The sequence below is a fragment of the Acinetobacter sp. FB genome, assembly GCF_056033405.1.
This window is the reverse complement of record NZ_CM148502.1, coordinates 2,559,757-2,577,529: the sequence shown is the minus strand read 5'-3', so window position 1 is coordinate 2,577,529 and position 17,773 is coordinate 2,559,757. Positions and strand designations below refer to the sequence as shown.

Below are 17,773 nucleotides of genomic sequence, written 5' to 3'. Positions count from 1 at the left end.
CAGATAAAAGTTGAGATAAATTTGCATTCAACCTAGTATTTACCTAGAGATGCACAGATTATAGAACAGAGGTACTTGATGACAAAATCTAAAAACAAGCAATCTTCAGGTTTATTTACCCAAGCCTTTGGAGTGGCTAAAAAGCTCAGTTCAGAAATACAAAAACTTCAAACTGCTCCTAAAACATTAGCAACTGGATCTACAGATTCATCTAATGTGATCGAAGGGAAGGCGCGTTTTAAAAGCCCATTTGAGATTGAGCAATACGAAAGCCCACAACATATGTTACGTCAACAGTTACCTAAATTGTCCCATCAACTTTTGGGTCGCCATTACACAAAAGTAAATAATGTTGCATCTTTCATTTCACCTGACATGGGCGAAAAAGTTTCTGATTATTTATTTCAGTGGTTGAATGAATTTAGTTCCAATACTTCACTTACAGAAAAGATTCTGGAAGAAGCAGGGGTAAAAGATATTACCGAACTCACTCAAGATACGGGGCGTTCTCAACGTTTAAGTCAGGCATTAATCGAACAAAATAAATTATTAGCCGCTGTGCAAGGCGTTATCACGGGTGCTACAGGAGTTTGGGGTGCAGCTGTTGATATTCCTGCCTCGATTGTTTTAGCACTAAGAACAATTTATCAAACGGGTCGCTCTCACGGGTTTGATTTAGCCGATGAGGCAGATCAAGAAGTGGTTGCCTTTATTTTTAAAGAAATTGATTTGGGTATTATTGCTGAAAAACAAACATTATTGATTGCATTAAAAGCGTTGAAGTCGATGTTAGAAACCCATGACTTACAACAGTTTCAGCAGTTGCTTGGATCGAGCAACGATGTTGAGCTTGTAAAGAAATGGTTAGTTGATGAGGAAGGGCAGTTTAAATGGGGGTGGTTAAATCATATCCCTCAAGCATCTGTGATTGGTAAATTAACACCAGTTGCTGGTGCTGCTTTAGGTGGTTTTTATAGTTGGCGTTTACTCGAAGATGTTGGGCACAAGGCACAATCTGTTTTCGGGGCAGCTCGTTTTTATTTGAATGAATATCCGAATGAAAATCTTTCACCCTTAGAAGCCTATTACAAAGCGGAAGCATTATTAAGAAAGCCAAATTCACGATTGTTAAATGCAACAGAGACTACGACAAATGCAATAAGTAGTGTTGATGAAAGCAAAAATGATGTGATTACCAATGTTTCTGTGCAATCTAAGGATCATGCTGCCAAAGAAATTCAGACGAATGAAAACGTTGAGCAGGGTATTCAACAGCTTGCATCAGGGCATGTGGTCAAGCACGAACATACTGAACAGCAGCCTGCTTTGAAAGAGCAATCAAATGAATTACTCAGTTCTGATGAAGCTGAACTATCTACTGAACCAAAAACAATTGATATAGAACCCGCATCAACGAAACACAGTTAATTATTTATTGGTGTGATTTAGACATCAATAAAACAACAAAATTATAGAAATGGTCAACAGTTGCTTTATCTTGCATTGTTGACCATTTTTACTTCTTAGCTTACAATTATGTGCCCTTAAAAAGAGGTGTTTTTCTTTTTAAGGTTGTTTAATAACGGGAGAATTGCCAAATGGCAACAACAAATCAGTTGATCCGTAAGGGTCGTACAACTTTGATTGAAAAATCAAAAGTTCCTGCGTTGAAGGCTTGTCCACAACGTCGTGGTGTATGTACACGTGTATATACGACTACTCCTAAAAAACCTAACTCAGCAATGCGTAAGGTTTGCCGTGTTCGCTTAACTTCTGGTTTTGAAGTATCAAGCTATATCGGTGGTGAAGGTCATAACTTACAAGAGCACAGTGTTGTGCTTATCCGTGGTGGTCGTGTTAAAGACTTACCAGGTGTACGTTACCATACCGTTCGTGGTTCTTTAGACTGTGCTGGCGTTAAAGATCGTAACCAGTCACGTTCTAAATACGGTGCTAAACGTCCTAAGAAGTAATTCTAGGAAGTTAATGTGAAAACATTAACACCACAACCCTTTAGCGTTTCGCTTGTTTGAATTCTTCATAGATTTGTAATTCAAGCGACGTATAGTAAGGCCAGCGTAGCGTACATGGCACTTGTACAAACTGCTGGGTCATCCTGAAGTGTCATAATATTAGGTGTATTAAAATGCCAAGACGTCGCGTAGTCGCTGCTCGTGAGATCCTTCCAGATCCAAAATTTAGCAGCCAAACAATCGCTAAATTCATGAATCACGTAATGCAAGATGGTAAAAAATCTGTAGCTGAAGGTATCGTTTACGGTGCTTTAGAGCGTGTTCAAGAAAAAAATAAAGTAGACCCAGTTGAATTTTTCGAGACTACTCTTGAAAAAGTTCGTCCTATGGTCGAAGTAAAAGCACGCCGTGTTGGTGGTGCTACTTATCAAGTACCTATGGAAGTACGCCCATCCCGTCGTACTGCCTTAGCAATGCGTTGGTTAGTAGATGCTGCTGCTAAGCGTTCTGAAAAAACGATGGCTTTACGTCTTGCTGGTGAGTTGCTTGATGCAGCTGAAGGTAAAGGTGCAGCGATCAAAAAACGTGAAGACGTGCATCGTATGGCTGAAGCCAACAAAGCCTTCTCTCACTACCGTTTCTAAACGGATAAAACAGTCCCTAATCAGGAGAATATTCATGCGTACAGCAGCTCGATTCAACATCGCTCTTTATCAAAGTGGGAGCTTTGCGGGTATTTAAGTTGCCTGCTTGGATATTCGTGCGCATCAATTTAATTGATGCGTCCTGTTTTAAAGATAACATTTAGGAATGTAAGACATCATGGCTCGCCAAACCCCGATTACTCGTTACCGTAACATTGGTATTTCTGCGCACATTGACGCAGGTAAAACAACTACAACTGAACGTATCTTGTTCTACACAGGTGTATCTCACAAAATTGGTGAAGTACACGACGGTGCAGCAACAATGGACTGGATGGAACAAGAGCAAGAGCGTGGTATTACCATTACTTCTGCTGCTACGACTTGTTTCTGGTCTGGTATGGGCAACCAATTCGAACAACACCGTATCAACGTAATTGATACACCGGGACACGTTGACTTCACAATTGAAGTTGAGCGTTCTATGCGTGTTCTTGACGGTGCCTGCATGGTTTACTGTGCTGTAGGTGGTGTACAACCTCAGTCTGAAACTGTATGGCGTCAAGCTAACAAATATAAAGTGCCTCGTTTAGCATTCGTGAACAAGATGGACCGTACTGGTGCAAACTTCTTCCGTGCTGTAGAGCAAGTTAAAACTCGTTTAGGCGGTAACCCTGTACCTATCGTTGTACCAATCGGTGCAGAAGATACATTTGCAGGTGTTGTAGACCTTATCGAAATGAAAGCGATTATCTGGGATGAACCATCTCAAGGTATGAAGTTTGAATATGGTGAGATTCCTGCTGACCTAGTTGATACTGCTAACGAATGGCGTACTAACATGGTTGAAGCGGCTGCTGAAGCTTCTGAAGAGTTAATGGACAAGTACCTTGAAGAGGGTGATCTTTCTAAAGAAGACATCGTTGCAGGTTTACGTGCTCGTACATTAGCATCTGAAATCCAAGTTATGCTTTGTGGTTCAGCGTTCAAAAACAAAGGTGTTCAACGTATGTTGGATGCTGTGATTGAATTCTTACCATCGCCAACAGAAGTTAAAGCAATCGAAGGTATCCTTGACGATAAAGCTGAAACTAAAGCATCTCGTGAAGCATCTGACGAAGCTCCGTTCTCTGCGCTTGCGTTCAAAATCATGAACGACAAATTCGTAGGTAACTTAACTTTCGTACGTGTTTATTCTGGTGTTCTTAAACAAGGTGACCCAGTATATAACCCAGTTAAGTCTAAGCGTGAACGTATCGGTCGTATCGTGCAAATGCATGCGAACGAGCGTCAAGATCTTGATGAAATCCGTGCAGGTGATATCGCAGCGTGTGTAGGTCTTAAAGACGTTACAACTGGTGATACATTATGTGATGAGAAAAACATCATTACACTTGAGCGTATGGAATTCCCTGAGCCAGTAATTTCATTGGCTGTTGAACCAAAAACTAAAGCTGACCAAGAAAAAATGTCAATTGCTTTAGGTCGTTTGGCGAAAGAAGATCCATCGTTCCGTGTACGTACTGACGAAGAATCTGGTCAAACAATTATTGCTGGTATGGGTGAGCTTCACCTTGACATCATCGTTGACCGTATGAAACGTGAGTTCGGTGTTGAAGCGAATATCGGTAAACCAATGGTTGCTTATCGTGAAACGATTAAGAAAACTATTGAGCAAGAAGGTAAATTCGTACGTCAAACAGGTGGTAAAGGTAAATTCGGTCATGTATATGTTCGTTTAGAGCCACTTGATGTTGAAGCTGCTGGTAAAGAATACGAATTCGCTGAAGAAGTTGTTGGTGGTGTAGTACCAAAAGAATTCTTCGGTGCAGTTGATAAAGGTATTCAAGAGCGTATGAAGAATGGTGTCTTGGCTGGTTACCCAGTTGTAGGCGTTAAAGCTGTTCTTTTTGACGGTTCTTACCACGATGTCGACTCTGATGAATTGTCGTTCAAAATGGCTGGTTCTTATGCGTTCCGTGATGGTTTCATGAAAGCAGATCCAATTCTTCTTGAACCTATCATGAAAGTTGAAGTAGAAACTCCAGAAGACTACATGGGCGATATCATGGGTGACTTAAACCGTCGTCGTGGTATGGTTCAAGGTATGGACGATCTTCCTGGTGGAACAAAAGCAATTAAAGCAGAAGTTCCATTAGCTGAGATGTTTGGTTACGCTACTCAAATGCGTTCTATGTCTCAAGGTCGTGCTACTTATTCTATGGAATTCGCTAAGTACGCTGAAACTCCACGTAACGTGGCTGAAGGCATCATCGCTAAGTTCCAAGCTGGCGGTAAAAAAGGTGACGACGAGTAATCTTTCGATTACTATATTACCCAACTAAAATTTAGTTAAAAACCAAGCGCTCATGAGCGACCCTCATGAGCAGTTTATAAAGGAAGATCATCATGGCTAAAGCCAAGTTTGAACGTAATAAACCACACGTAAACGTGGGTACAATTGGTCACGTTGACCATGGTAAAACAACTTTAACTGCTGCGATTGCAACTATCTGTGCAAAAACTTACGGCGGTGAAGCGAAAGATTACTCACAAATCGACTCTGCTCCTGAAGAAAAAGCACGTGGTATTACAATTAATACTTCACACGTAGAATACGATTCTCCAATCCGTCACTACGCTCACGTAGACTGCCCGGGCCACGCCGATTATGTTAAAAACATGATTACTGGTGCTGCTCAGATGGACGGCGCGATCCTTGTATGTGCTGCGACTGATGGTCCAATGCCACAAACTCGTGAACACATCCTTCTTTCTCGTCAGGTAGGTGTACCTTACATCATCGTATTCTTAAACAAGTGTGACCTTGTTGATGATGAAGAATTACTTGAATTAGTAGAAATGGAAGTTCGTGAACTTCTTTCTACTTATGACTTCCCAGGTGATGACACTCCAATCATCCGTGGTTCAGCTCTTCAAGCATTAAACGGTAACGACGGCCCTTACGGCGAAGCTTCTGTTCTTGCACTTGTAGAAGCGCTTGACTCTTACATCCCTGAACCAGAGCGTGCAATCGATAAAGCATTCTTGATGCCAATCGAAGACGTATTCTCTATCTCTGGTCGTGGTACAGTAGTAACTGGTCGTGTAGAAGCTGGTATCATCAAAGTTGGTGAGTCTGTTGAAATCGTTGGTATCCGTGATACTCAAACGACTACAGTTACTGGCGTTGAAATGTTCCGTAAACTTCTTGACGAAGGTCGTGCGGGTGAGAACTGTGGTATCTTACTTCGTGGTACTAAGCGTGAAGACGTACAACGTGGTCAAGTACTTGCTAAACCAGGTACAATCAAGCCGCACACTAAATTCGATGCAGAAGTATACGTACTTTCTAAAGAAGAAGGTGGTCGTCATACTCCATTCCTTAACGGTTACCGTCCACAGTTCTACTTCCGTACAACTGACGTAACTGGCGCGATCAAATTACAAGATGGCGTAGAAATGGTTATGCCTGGTGACAACGTTGAGATGTCAGTAGAGTTAATCCACCCGATCGCAATGGACCCAGGTCTACGTTTTGCGATCCGTGAAGGTGGTCGTACTGTAGGTGCTGGTGTTGTTGCTAAAGTAACTGCATAATCGCTTAGAGTGATAAAAAAACACCCTTTGGGGTGTTTTTTTATGTCTATTGTTCGACAATCTATCCTTAATAGTGTCCTAAACTGATACCTTGCTGTCCTAAACTGCACTTAATTCATCGCAATAAAACCGTAATATAAAACACAAGAAAATGAACAAAAGTACTAAATGGAAATTTTCCATTTAAAAGGAGTCAGCAGCATGAATGCTAAAGTAAATATTTCAAATCGTGCAGGTGCAAGTTTTCCAGTACGTCGTATGAATTTTGATTTTGATCAAGTACCAGAATATTGGATGAATGGTTCGGCTGGCTTAACTCATTTCATGACTGGTTTGTCTGCATTATTCCCAGATGGCGAGAAATTATTTATTGATGCTGTACGTGCTGTACGTTATCACCCAACTATTAAAGATAATGCAGAACTACAAAAAGAAATCAGTGCTTTTATTGGTCAAGAAGCAATGCACACTCAAGAGCATGTAAATTTTAATGCTTCTGCACAAAAGTATGGTCATGATGTTAGATCTTTAGAGCAGATTACGGGACGTTATATCCAATTCGCGCTTAAGAATTTTTCAAAAATCGTCAAACCGTTTGGTATGACCAGAGAGATGGTTGATCTAACGGCAACAACAGCGCTAGAACATTTTACTGCAACGATTGCTTCTGAATTATTACGCAATAAACACATCCAAGATTTAATGACAGATGAGACCATGTCATATATGTGGTTCTGGCATGCAGTTGAAGAAAATGAACATAAAGCAGTGGCTTACGATGTTTATGAGTCAGTATTTGGAACTGGATTGAAAGCATATAGTTTACGTACTACAGCACTTGTATTTGCTATGGCTTTGATCTTTATTCTTCAATCTTATTTTACTTTACGTCTGCTTCAACAAGATAAAAAACTAAATCTGAAAGAATTAGGCATGATTTACAAATATGCTTATAGCCCATCAAAAGGGATTATTACAGGTATGGCGGGTGAAATGTTGGCTTATTTTAGACCACGTTTTCATCCAAATGATTTAGATACCGTACAATTACTTAAAGATTGGAAGGCGAAATTAGGTTTTTAACTTAAAACCTCCATTAGTTAAATCTATGTAAAAAGAGCAATAAAATTGCTCTTTTTTTATTTTGAATATTACATTGAATAGACTTTTTAAAATCATACTGACATGTCCTAAGATGATGCTTTTCTGACCTTATCTGCACTTATTTAATGCGTTCAAAGAAGCGTATAAATAAACCATAGATAATTTTTAAGCAAATATATCCATTGGGTAGGAGAAGAAGGTATGAATGCTAAGGTCAATATTTCAAACCGCGCTGGCGCTAGTTTTCCTGTACGCCGAATGGATTTTGAGTTTGGCGAAGTTCCACGGTATTGGGCAAATGGAGATGCTGCTTTAACTCATTTTATGACTGCACTTTCAGCACTGTTTCCAGAGGGTGAACAATTTTTTGTGAATAGTACCCGTGCAGTTAGAAATGATCCAAAACTTGCTGATCCTAGATTACAAAAAGAAATTAGTGCTTTTATTGGACAAGAAGCAATGCATTCAAAGGAACACTTGGCTTTTAATGCAGCTGCTCAAGCTTATGGTTATGATGTGCGTAAATTGGAGGCGCAAACAGGTAAAGTGATTCAGTATGGAGTTGCTATAAGTACTAAATTATTAAAACCATTTGGTTTTACAAAAGAGATGATCGGTTTAACGGGTACTTGTGCTTTGGAACATTTTACATCAACGATTGCTGAAGAATTATTGTCCAACCCAGATATTCAATCCATGTTTATGGATGAGACCATGTACCATTTATGGATGTGGCATGCAGTTGAAGAAAATGAGCATAAAGCGGTGGCATTTGACGTTTATGAAGCGATGTATGGGCAAGGATTTAAAGCTTATTTTATGCGTTCATTAGCTTTAGTGATTGCAATGGGTTTAATTTTTATTACCCAGTCATATTTCACTGCGACTCTTTTAAAAACTGATGGTAAACTTACATGGCGAGATACCAAATATATGCTCAAGTTCATGTATGGCTACAAAGGTTTTATGACACGTCAAATTCCAACGTTATTGGCATTTTTAAGACCAAAATTCCATCCGAATGATGATGATACAACAGCATTATTGAATAAATGGCGCGCCGAATTAGGCTTTAATATGAGTTAACTAAAATGGGCAATTAAAATTGCCCATTTTTTTTTATTCAAATTTACAATCAAATTGCTGATAATCTGCGTCAATATTTTATAGAGTGATAGATCGTGATTCGATTGATGCAAGAGAGCGATGTAGAGAGTGTTGTTGCAATTGAGCGCTTAGTACAAACACATCCTTGGTCGAAACAACAATTTCAAGAATCTTTAGCTTCGTATCAGTGCACGGTCTATGAGCAGTCGAATCAGGTCGTTGGGTTCTGTATTTTGCAGCCTGTTCTAGATGAGGCCAATTTATTACTGATGGCGATTCATCCAAGCCAACAGGGCAAAGGTCTTGGATACGAGTTGCTAGATTATTCAATTCAACTTTTAAAAAATAATCCGATTCAAATTTTTTTAGAAGTACGTGAAAGCAATCTTGCTGCAATTCGTTTGTATGAAAAAACGGACTTTCATCAAATAGACTTACGCAAAAATTATTATCCAAATTTAGATGGTACAAAAGAGCATGCTGTGATTATGGTCAAAACATGCACTGATGATTTTGCTGCTTTATTTAATAATTAAGTTATCCCACTCCGATGGTAGTGTCGTCATTAATGAGTTTCCAAGTTGATGAATCTCTTTTTCTGAGAGTGGGCGGTTAAGGCGACGCCATTGTCCATCTAATAATAATTCCAGTGGCGTATATTGTGATTTATAGTTCATTTTAGCTGAGTGAGGCACCCAATAACCTAAATATAAGTAATCTAAATTTAAAGTGCTGACATATTCAATTTGTTTAAGAATCGCAAAAACACCAAGTGAACGACGTTGTTCTTGAGGATCAAAAAAAGTATATACAGCAGAGAGACCATCATCCATTAAGTCACAAGTAGAAACGGCAATAAGTTTCTGATCATCCCAAAGTTCGATGAAAAAACTTTCTGTACAACTGTGAACGAGGAATTTTTCAAACTGATCTAATGTTGCTGGATACATATCGCCATCTGCATGACGCTCGTTAATATAACGCTCATACAAATCATAATGCTGTTGAGTGGCTTGCGAAGTTGGCAAAATACTCATTTTTAAATCTTGATTACGTTTCCATGCCTTCTTCTGGCTACTATTCATTTTAAATTCTTGAATTGGAACGCGACAAGATAAACATTGGCGACATAAATGGCATTCTGGTCGATAGACAAAATCGCCACTACGTCGAAAACCGACACGTGAAAGTTCAGACAATGTCACCACATCAATACGGTGAATTGGATCTAAAAATACCATTCGAGCTGATTTGTTATCGAGATAACTGCAGTCGTGTGGCGGTGTTATATAGTACTGTAAGTCATTTAAAAGGGACTTGGGTTGGTATGATTTCATTAATCTCCCTCCAAGGTGTTAATCCATTAACCGTCTAATTTTGCAAAAACTGCTATTGTTTTACTTGAAAATACACGTTCTTGATAACTTTTCCAATTGATAGAGGGTGCAATAATTACATCTTGTAACGATTTTAGGTAGACTTGGCGAGAAAGTGTACGCGCACCTAAGCTTAAAAGATGATCATTGACTAGTTGGCAATCAATCCAAGGAAGCTGATTTTCTTGACCGATCAACATAAGTGTATAGAAAGCCATTTTAGAGACATCTGTTTCTGTACTAAACATCGATTCACCAAAACAGCCTTTACCTATCGTTACGCCATATAGTCCACCAACTAATCTTTCTTGTTGCCAGACTTCAATGCTATAGGCATAACCCGCCTTAAATAGAGAACAATAGCCTTCGATAATATCTTCACTAATCCATGTTTCATTGGCATAGCTGCGGGGGAGTGAACATGAGCGTATTACATCTTCAAAAGCATGATTTACTGTAATCCGATAATCATGTTTTTTCATATTTCGAATTAGTGATTTACTGGGTTTATATGCATGAGGCTCAATAATGCAGCGTGGTTCAGGACTCCACCAACAAATCGGTTCATCTTCGTTAAACCAAGGGAAGAGACCATGTGTATAGGCCTCAAATAATGTAGCAGGTGATAAGTCTGCACCAATACAAATAAAGCCATGTCCTTCAGGATCAGCTTCGATAGGGTTTGGAAAAATATATTGTGATAAAGGAAGCTGTTGCATAGCAAAAAGAGCAAATAACAATAATTCTAAACTAACTGAACTCCATCAGAATGGCAATCTCTAGCGATTCCCATCCTGACACTGTCATTAATTGAATAAGCGTAGTTGTTTTGCAATTTGAAGTTTTTGGCTATCTAGAAATTGCTGTGCTTTGGTTTGAATCATTTGAATGCTTTGGTCTTTATCTGTAATGGTATTGCCATCTTTATCCAAAACCAGCCAACCCAGTTGAGTAATTACATTTTGAACGTAATCTGCAAATTCAGCAGCTGTTTCTAAACCATCTACAAAATATGCACGATAGAATAATTGATGAAAATGTTCTGTAGGAATTCCAATTCCGGTTAGTGGACTTACTAACACACTATAATTTTGATGAAAACTCGCTTGGCTTAATAAATAGTGATTCATCTCATGGCATTTGTATATGATTTCATGATTAGGTGTCAGTGTTTGACAGGGTTGAGCTAAACCTAAATGGCAGAGTATGACTAACGCATTCAGGATTTTTGCATAACTTAATTCAGGAAAACTCTGTTCCAATTCAGTAATTGTTAAAGGATGATAATTTTTCTCCGCAAACTTATTACCAATTGGATGATAAATGTCTTCAATTAAATTAAAGGTACCTAATAGCCCAGTAATATTACTCGGTAATTTTTCTTTGGCTATCAATAAGACAAAAGCTTTATTACGTAGTCGTTCTTGTATTTGAAGTGGTGTTAAATTGTTTTTTCCTCGAATAAAAAGATCTCGTCTAAATTGCGTATTAGCAAAATAATCACGGCATTGCTCTTTAAAAATAGGATGTTCAATCTCAGCTAAAAATTGTTGATGTTCTTCGGAAAAATTAATGTTATCAAGATGAGTACTGAGATCTGTCGAACCCGCATAAGAAAGCTTAATTTCATCTAAAATTCTGACAATTTGTTGAAAGGAGAAGCATTGCCAATCTTGATTTAAATATTCATGAATTAAGTAGTTTGGATTTTGTTGTTTTAAATCTGCGACTTTTTGTAGAGCATTTGGATTTCTTTGTGCAAAAATAGGATTTTGTTTAAGCAACTCATCACTAAATTTGAGTGCTTCATTCACCTTTTGTAGTGGGTTGGTACTTTTACTATTGAATTTAAAATGGCTATGAAACAGTTCACGAATCGGCATATTTGCTGCCCAGCCTGTAACACAGTTATAACTGATGTAAACGATACCATTCGGTTTTAAAAATTTTCGAATAAACTTTAAAATAATATATTGATTTTCATAGCTAATCCAACTCCAAATGCCATGTAGACTGATAGAGTCAAACATTGGTAAATCTGAACGATGGAGTAGCTCCTCAAAACTATCATCATAAAAATAATGTTCAGTTTTACATTTTTCGGCGAGTTGATTGGCATGGGCGGCGTGCGCTGGATTGAAGTCAGTGCCGTAAAAGAGCGCTTCATTACTTGCAGCATGAATATTAATACTGACACCCTGACCAAAGCCAAGTTCACAATGCGTTTGATTCTCTTGAGCTTCAGGACTTTCTATTCCATTAAGGAGTAAGCAAAACTTTTGAAAATTAGGGCTGAGATCTCGGTAATAACCATAAGTGTAATTTACTTCTGTTTGATAGCCATTAGTCCATGTTGTTGTCATTCGAAAACCACCAATCTTATTATTAAATTATCATGTTTTTGATTGTATGGATGTTTTTATAAAAAACCACCAAAGAATTGGTGGTTTTTTGTTTCTTAAAAATTACTTCAAATTGTCGAGATATTTTTCAGCATCTAACGCTGCCATACAGCCTGATCCTGCTGAAGTGATTGCTTGACGATAGATACTATCTGCTACATCACCAGCTGCAAATACACCTTCAATTGAAGCTGCTGTAGCATTCCCAGCAGTTCCACTGTGCACCTGAATATAACCATCACGTAGGTTTAATTGACCATCAAACATTCCTGTATTCGGTTTATGTCCAATTGCGACAAATAGACCTTGTACTTGAATATCTTGTGTTGTTTCATCTTGTGTAGACTTAATGCGAACAGAAGTTACACCCGTTTTATCACCTAGAACTTCATCTACTTGATGATTCCAAATAATACTGATTTTACCTTCTTTTTCTTTAGCAAAAAGATGATCTTGTAAGATCTTTTCAGAACGCAAGCTATCGCGGCGATGAACCAAAGTAACGTGAGCAGCGATATTCGATAAATAAAGCGCTTCCTCAACAGCAGTATTACCGCCGCCTACAACCATGACATTTTGGTTTTTATAGAAGAAACCATCACAAGTCGCACAAGCACTTACACCTTGCCCCATGAATGCAGCTTCAGAGTCGAGACCCAAATATTGTGCTGTTGCGCCTGTAGCAATAATTAGCGCATCACACGTGTACTCTTCCATATCGCCTTTTAAGACAAATGGGCGAGTTTTAAGATCTACTTCGTTGATGTGATCATAGACAATTTCTGTACCGAAACGTTCTGCATGAGCTTGCATACGCTCCATTAACACAGGACCAGTTAATCCTTCAGGGTCACCAGGCCAGTTATCAACTTCAGTGGTCGTTGTTAATTGACCACCTAATTGCAAGCCTGCAATCAGTGTCGGTTTAAGGTTGGCACGCGCTGCATAAACTGCCGCGCTATAACCTGCAGGACCAGAACCCAAAATAATTAACCGTGAGTGACGAGCGCTCATTAAAGAACATCCTTTTTATATTGAAACTGTTAAAATTATACGTGAATCCACAGGGGAGTGGGTTGGATAATATTGATATACTTAATCGAATTGGGCTATATGATAATTAGTTTTTACTAATCTTTCATTGATGTTTTGCATCAACCGTCGATGTTAACAACAACAGTAAACAATCGTGCATCTTTTTTGTAAGAACGAGTGCATAATGTAAAACTTATTGATTAAGGTAGCTTAAGCCTTAAAAGATACAAACAAATAACGAATTGGGTTACAGGACTGTATATGACTGCGGTGTCAAGTGTTTATGCGCAACGCTTTTTAATGACATTATTTTTGATTTCTTTTGGCATTTATTTATTTCTTGCCACAGTAACCTACACACCTTTTGATCCAGGTTGGATGCATATTTCCAGTGATACGCAACAGGTTTCAAATGCAAGTGGTATCGCTGGTGCTTGGATCGCAGACTTGTTATTCGGTTTTTTAGGGTGGGCAAGTTTGTTCATTCCTTTATTTCTATTTATCGAAGCAATTCAAGTGTGGTGGCCTAGAAGTTTTCTAAATCGTCCATTTCGTTATGCAGCACAGTTCTTCTTGATTCTGTCCATTTCTAGTTTGTTGTATCTACATTGGAATGTTCCAGCAGATACTTTAGAAAATGCAGCAGGTGGCATTATTGGTTATGAGTTAGGTCAGAGTCTTTCTCAACTTTTAACCATTTATGGTGCAACATTTTTTTTACTTGCTTTTAGTATTTTATTATTCACTTTAGCTTTTGGTATTCAATGGAATAAAACTTGGGCAACATTAAAAAATACGCCAGCATATTTACAAGATTTGTTCTATAAAAATATACCTCAACACGAATCTGCTTATGATTTGACTGAACAATTAGCCTCAACAGAAACACCAGCTATAAAGCAAAAAGCTCCAGTCCAAGCGGCTGATTCAAATATTCTAGAGGCGAATGATACAGCCCAAAATGCACAGCAGAGCATTGCAGCTAAAACAGCATCGACAGACAATGTACATCATCAATTATTAGCTGAAAAACTATTTGCTGATGTTGTTGCCAAAGAGCAGCAAAGTGTTCAATCACAAGAAGTATTATCAACAGAAGATTTTGAGCAAACTTTAAAACAAGCACATCAACTTGAAGCCGATAGTCAGCGTTTAATTCAAACAGGTGAAGTATGGCGTGCATTACAACATGATGATGCGAGCCATAAACAAGAAATTGATGCACTTTTGCGAGCGGCAGATGATGCTATAAATCCTTCATCTCAATATGTACACGCAGCAACGGAAGTTTCTTCTGCGGCAGCACAACGTCCTCATCAGAGTCCAGTCGATTGGAATGATGACCAAATATTTGATGAATTATTGGCTGCTGTTCCTAATAGTAAAACGGCTACGGATGTACATAAGCCATTTATTCAAGAAACGCGATCAACGGCAAAAATTGAAAGTGATGAAATTGACTTTGATATTGAGTTAGATTCAACAGAAATTCAATCTGTACCGCAAGCAACGGCAGTTCAGTCGCATCATATGATCAAAAACATGATCTCTGATGATAAGCAAAGTATTTTGGATGAAAGTTTTGATGAATTTGATGATTTGTTAATTGAAGACAAACAACAGCAATCTGTATTGCAAACTCCGAGCTCGAGCTACGCGCAGTCTTCGGCTTTTGTAAAAGCACCTATTGAGATTGAAACACCTAAAGAAAGTTTATCAAAAGAAGCATTTATTGAAGCATGGCAAGAAACTGCGGGTAAAGTTGAAGAAAATTTTGATATCGAAGATGATTTTGATTTAGACGCGCCGTTAACAGATTCATTTGGTCGCCCAATGTCTCGTGCGATGCAAGTGGCTCAAAAACGTCGTGATTTACCAACTTTGCCAGGTTTAGAATTATTGGACGAGGTAGATCCGAATAAAAAGGTGAACTTTACAGCTGAACAATTAGCTCGTTTGTCTGAACTTCTAGAAATTAAATTACAAGAGTTTAACGTCAAAGCTCAAGTGGTAGAGGCTCAACCAGGGCCTGTCGTGACACGTTTTGAACTAGATCTTGCACCGGGTGTAAAAGCATCTAAAGTGACCAATATTTCACGCGATCTAGCACGTTCAATGTCAATGGCATCTGTTCGTGTGGTTGAGGTGATTGCTGGAAAACCTTATATCGGCATTGAAGTCCCAAATAGCAGCCGTGAAATGGTTCGACTGATTGAGTTGTTAAAGACACCTGCATTTGAAGACCCAGCGGGTTTACTTTCGATGGCGATGGGAAAAGACATTTCAGGTAATCCTGTGATTACTGATTTGGGCAAAGCACCGCATATGTTAGTTGCGGGAACAACTGGTTCAGGTAAATCAGTAGCTGTTAACTCAATGATTTTATCGATGTTGTTAAAATACACGCCTGATCAATTGCGTTTAATTCTAATCGACCCAAAACAGCTTGAATTAGCTAACTACAATGATATTCCACATTTATTAACACCTGTTGTTACTGATATGAAAGATGCTGTAAGCGCATTGAATTGGTGTGTAAATGAAATGGAACGTCGTTATAAGCTAATGTCTTTTCTAAAAATTCGTAAATTGGCTGACTATAACCGCAAAGTGGAAGAAGCGATTGCCAATGGTGACGATTTGATTGATCCAACTTGGAAAGCCAGTGATTCAGTTGTAGGGGAGCGTGCACCACGATTAGCTCCTTTACCATCGATTGTGATTGTTGCAGATGAATTCGCTGACATGATTATGCAAGTTGGTAAAAAAGCTGAGGAGATGATTACTCGGCTTGCACAGAAATCTCGTGCGGCAGGTATTCATTTACTACTTGCAACACAACGTCCTTCAGTTGACGTCATCACAGGTTTGATTAAAGCGAATATCCCAACACGTGTTGCATTACGTGTAAATAGTAAAATTGACTCTCGAACAATCCTTGATGCAGGCGGGGCAGAAGATCTATTAGGGCACGGTGACATGCTATTCTTAGGGCCGGGTAAAATTGAGCCTGAGCGTGTGCATGGTGCGTTTATTAGTGATGATGAGGTGAACCGCATCTGTGACGCTTGGCGTGAACGTGGTGAGCCTGATTATGTTGATGAAATCTTAACCCCATTTGATGAAGAACCGACTTCACGTGGTTTTGAAGATGGTGATGGTGATCCTAATCGTGATGCACTTTATGATCAGTGTGTTTCTTTTGTACTTGAAACGCGCAAGGCTTCAACATCATCATTACAACGTAAATTTAGTTTGGGGTATAACCGAGCTGCACGAATTATTGATCAAATGGAAGAGAACGGGATCGTAAGTTCAATGGGAGCTAACGGCAAACGTGATATTCTCGTTTAATAAGAATATTCCACTAATAAAGCCCCTCTTTAGGGGCTTTATTGTTATAGGTTTATCAATTTTATATGGTAATAATCACGTTTTTTATTTAAGCTTATTGTTTAAAAATTCAAGCTAAAGGGTGAGCCATGTTTGTTGCATTATGTACACTCATTTTTATTCATTTTTGTGCGCTTATCACTCCAGGACCTGATTTCTTCTTAGTCTCTCAAACTGCTGTCAGCCGTTCTCGTAAGGATGCGGTATTGGTTGCATTTGGTATTTGCTTGGGGGCAATGGTCTGGTCACTTTTAGCATTGATGGGACTGAATATTATTTTTGAAAAGATGGCTTGGCTAAAACAAGGCCTTTTAGTTGCTGGTGGTTTATATCTATGTTGGTTGGGATACCAAATGCTTCGTTCAGCTTTTTCAAAAGGTGAGCAAAGCATCAAACAGATAGTATTACCACAGTCACCTTATTTGTTTTTTATGAAAGGTCTACTGACTAACTTATCGAATCCTAAAGCAGTGATTTATTTTGGTAGTGTATTTTCATTATTCTTAGCCAATCCTTTATTTGATCAGCATCACTCTTTGCTTTTTATTATTATTGCGATAGAGACCTTGCTATGGTTCTTAGTGGTAGCCTTTGTATTCTCATTACCTACATTCAGAACCGCATATCAAAATTTTGCAAAATGGATTGATGGTATTTCTGGTGGGATTTTTACCTTACTGGGCGTTTATTTGATTGGTAGTCGATAAAATAAAGAGATAAAAAAGCCTGCTTTAAGCAGGCTTTTTTATCTTAAGCAAATTTTGCTAAGACTTCTAAGAAACCATCTTTCTGACGTGGAAATTGAGCAATCACATCATGAATACGCTGTCCTTCAGGATTAGTCGCATGTAAATCACGACCATCAGCTAAAAATTTGGTAATCAAGCGCTCATAGTCGAAAGGGCGCATATGTTTGAAAGCATGATAGAGTACATGGAAGTCAGCATTAACATCTGCTGGTGGAAGTTGGTTGAGGTAGGCAAAAACACGCTCATCTGACCATTCTTCATTGAAAGTTGCTGGCTGTGATAATGCCATGACAATCTCCTCAGTCTTAAAATAATAAAGGCAAAATACGGGACTGAATAATTAACAAAGCATGGCTTTGTTCAGTCGCAATGTATTTTGCCTTTATTTGC

At 38.6% G+C, this 17,773-nt stretch carries 15 protein-coding genes; 10 read left to right on the top strand and 5 right to left on the bottom strand.

Annotated features, from left to right (window positions below; translation table 11 throughout):
- Positions 1–78: 78 nt before the first annotated feature.
- From AC0JIQ_RS12195 to rimI, 8 genes are all read left to right on the top strand, one after another.
- Positions 79–1,428: an EcsC family protein gene (locus tag AC0JIQ_RS12195; protein WP_474201819.1), complete on the top strand. Its 1,350-nt coding sequence runs from the start codon at positions 79–81 to the stop codon at positions 1,426–1,428.
- 170 nt (positions 1,429–1,598) lie between these two features.
- Positions 1,599–1,973, top strand: coding sequence for a 30S ribosomal protein S12 (gene rpsL, locus AC0JIQ_RS12190; protein ID WP_004638184.1), 375 nt, complete (start codon positions 1,599–1,601; stop codon positions 1,971–1,973).
- 173 nt (positions 1,974–2,146) lie between these two features.
- Positions 2,147–2,617: a 30S ribosomal protein S7 gene (gene rpsG, locus AC0JIQ_RS12185; RefSeq protein ID WP_004638185.1), complete on the top strand. Its 471-nt coding sequence runs from the start codon at positions 2,147–2,149 to the stop codon at positions 2,615–2,617.
- 178 nt (positions 2,618–2,795) lie between these two features.
- A complete protein-coding gene (fusA, locus tag AC0JIQ_RS12180) occupies positions 2,796–4,934 on the top strand; it encodes an elongation factor G (RefSeq protein ID WP_075696218.1) in 2,139 nt (712 codons plus the stop codon).
- Positions 4,935–5,026: 92 nt separating this feature from the next.
- A complete protein-coding gene (gene tuf / locus AC0JIQ_RS12175) occupies positions 5,027–6,217 on the top strand; it encodes an elongation factor Tu (protein WP_004913952.1) in 1,191 nt (396 codons plus the stop codon).
- Between the two features lie 201 nt (positions 6,218–6,418).
- The gene (locus AC0JIQ_RS12170; protein WP_346509445.1) at positions 6,419–7,300 is read left to right on the top strand and encodes a metal-dependent hydrolase; all 882 of its coding nucleotides are present in this window, start codon (positions 6,419–6,421) and stop codon (positions 7,298–7,300) included.
- Between the two features lie 222 nt (positions 7,301–7,522).
- Positions 7,523–8,407 (top strand): metal-dependent hydrolase, encoded by an 885-nt coding sequence (locus tag AC0JIQ_RS12165; protein ID WP_004663465.1) that lies wholly within the window; start codon positions 7,523–7,525, stop codon positions 8,405–8,407.
- A 95-nt stretch (positions 8,408–8,502) separates the two neighbouring features.
- Positions 8,503–8,964, top strand: coding sequence for a ribosomal protein S18-alanine N-acetyltransferase (gene rimI, locus AC0JIQ_RS12160; protein WP_208727734.1), 462 nt, complete (start codon positions 8,503–8,505; stop codon positions 8,962–8,964).
- On the opposite strand, the gene AC0JIQ_RS12155 is transcribed toward rimI, so the two are convergent.
- The 4 genes from AC0JIQ_RS12155 to trxB all read right to left on the bottom strand — a co-directional run bounded on the left by AC0JIQ_RS12155 (position 8,950) and on the right by trxB (position 13,220).
- Positions 8,950–9,765, bottom strand: coding sequence for an arginyltransferase (locus AC0JIQ_RS12155; RefSeq protein ID WP_087537153.1), 816 nt, complete (start codon positions 9,763–9,765; stop codon positions 8,950–8,952). The two genes, rimI and AC0JIQ_RS12155, sit on opposite strands and share 15 nt — an antisense overlap.
- A 26-nt stretch (positions 9,766–9,791) precedes the next feature.
- Positions 9,792–10,523 (bottom strand): leucyl/phenylalanyl-tRNA--protein transferase, encoded by a 732-nt coding sequence (gene aat / locus AC0JIQ_RS12150; RefSeq protein WP_474201818.1) that lies wholly within the window; start codon positions 10,521–10,523, stop codon positions 9,792–9,794.
- A gap of 87 nt (positions 10,524–10,610) precedes the next feature.
- Positions 10,611–12,167 (bottom strand): methyltransferase regulatory domain-containing protein, encoded by a 1,557-nt coding sequence (locus AC0JIQ_RS12145; RefSeq protein ID WP_474201817.1) that lies wholly within the window; start codon positions 12,165–12,167, stop codon positions 10,611–10,613.
- A 102-nt stretch (positions 12,168–12,269) separates the two neighbouring features.
- Positions 12,270–13,220 carry a thioredoxin-disulfide reductase gene (gene trxB / locus AC0JIQ_RS12140; RefSeq protein WP_474201816.1) on the bottom strand — a complete coding sequence of 317 codons (951 nt, stop codon included), beginning with the start codon at positions 13,218–13,220 and terminating at the stop codon, positions 12,270–12,272.
- 282 nt (positions 13,221–13,502) lie between these two features.
- On the opposite strand from trxB, the gene AC0JIQ_RS12135 reads away from it, so the two are divergent.
- The gene (locus AC0JIQ_RS12135; RefSeq protein ID WP_474201815.1) at positions 13,503–16,595 is read left to right on the top strand and encodes a DNA translocase FtsK; all 3,093 of its coding nucleotides are present in this window, start codon (positions 13,503–13,505) and stop codon (positions 16,593–16,595) included.
- Between the two features lie 128 nt (positions 16,596–16,723).
- Positions 16,724–17,341 (top strand): threonine export protein RhtC, encoded by a 618-nt coding sequence (gene rhtC, locus AC0JIQ_RS12130; RefSeq protein ID WP_004663452.1) that lies wholly within the window; start codon positions 16,724–16,726, stop codon positions 17,339–17,341.
- Positions 17,342–17,384: 43 nt separating this feature from the next.
- Here the strand turns inward: rhtC and AC0JIQ_RS12125 are convergent, their stop codons facing one another.
- Positions 17,385–17,672 (bottom strand): PA4642 family protein, encoded by a 288-nt coding sequence (locus AC0JIQ_RS12125; protein WP_474201814.1) that lies wholly within the window; start codon positions 17,670–17,672, stop codon positions 17,385–17,387.
- Positions 17,673–17,773: the final 101 nt, after the last annotated feature.

Coding starts and splice junctions, on each gene's coding strand:
- AC0JIQ_RS12195 (WP_474201819.1), top strand. CDS start 79: ATGACAAAATCTAAAAACAAGCAATCTTCAGGTTTATTTACCCAAGCC.
- rpsL (WP_004638184.1), top strand. CDS start 1,599: ATGGCAACAACAAATCAGTTGATCCGTAAGGGTCGTACAACTTTGATT.
- rpsG (WP_004638185.1), top strand. CDS start 2,147: ATGCCAAGACGTCGCGTAGTCGCTGCTCGTGAGATCCTTCCAGATCCA.
- fusA (WP_075696218.1), top strand. CDS start 2,796: ATGGCTCGCCAAACCCCGATTACTCGTTACCGTAACATTGGTATTTCT.
- tuf (WP_004913952.1), top strand. CDS start 5,027: ATGGCTAAAGCCAAGTTTGAACGTAATAAACCACACGTAAACGTGGGT.
- AC0JIQ_RS12170 (WP_346509445.1), top strand. CDS start 6,419: ATGAATGCTAAAGTAAATATTTCAAATCGTGCAGGTGCAAGTTTTCCA.
- AC0JIQ_RS12165 (WP_004663465.1), top strand. CDS start 7,523: ATGAATGCTAAGGTCAATATTTCAAACCGCGCTGGCGCTAGTTTTCCT.
- AC0JIQ_RS12155 (WP_087537153.1), bottom strand. CDS start 9,765: ATGAAATCATACCAACCCAAGTCCCTTTTAAATGACTTACAGTACTAT.
- aat (WP_474201818.1), bottom strand. CDS start 10,523: ATGCAACAGCTTCCTTTATCACAATATATTTTTCCAAACCCTATCGAA.
- AC0JIQ_RS12145 (WP_474201817.1), bottom strand. CDS start 12,167: ATGACAACAACATGGACTAATGGCTATCAAACAGAAGTAAATTACACT.
- trxB (WP_474201816.1), bottom strand. CDS start 13,220: ATGAGCGCTCGTCACTCACGGTTAATTATTTTGGGTTCTGGTCCTGCA.
- AC0JIQ_RS12135 (WP_474201815.1), top strand. CDS start 13,503: ATGACTGCGGTGTCAAGTGTTTATGCGCAACGCTTTTTAATGACATTA.
- rhtC (WP_004663452.1), top strand. CDS start 16,724: ATGTTTGTTGCATTATGTACACTCATTTTTATTCATTTTTGTGCGCTT.
- AC0JIQ_RS12125 (WP_474201814.1), bottom strand. CDS start 17,672: ATGGCATTATCACAGCCAGCAACTTTCAATGAAGAATGGTCAGATGAG.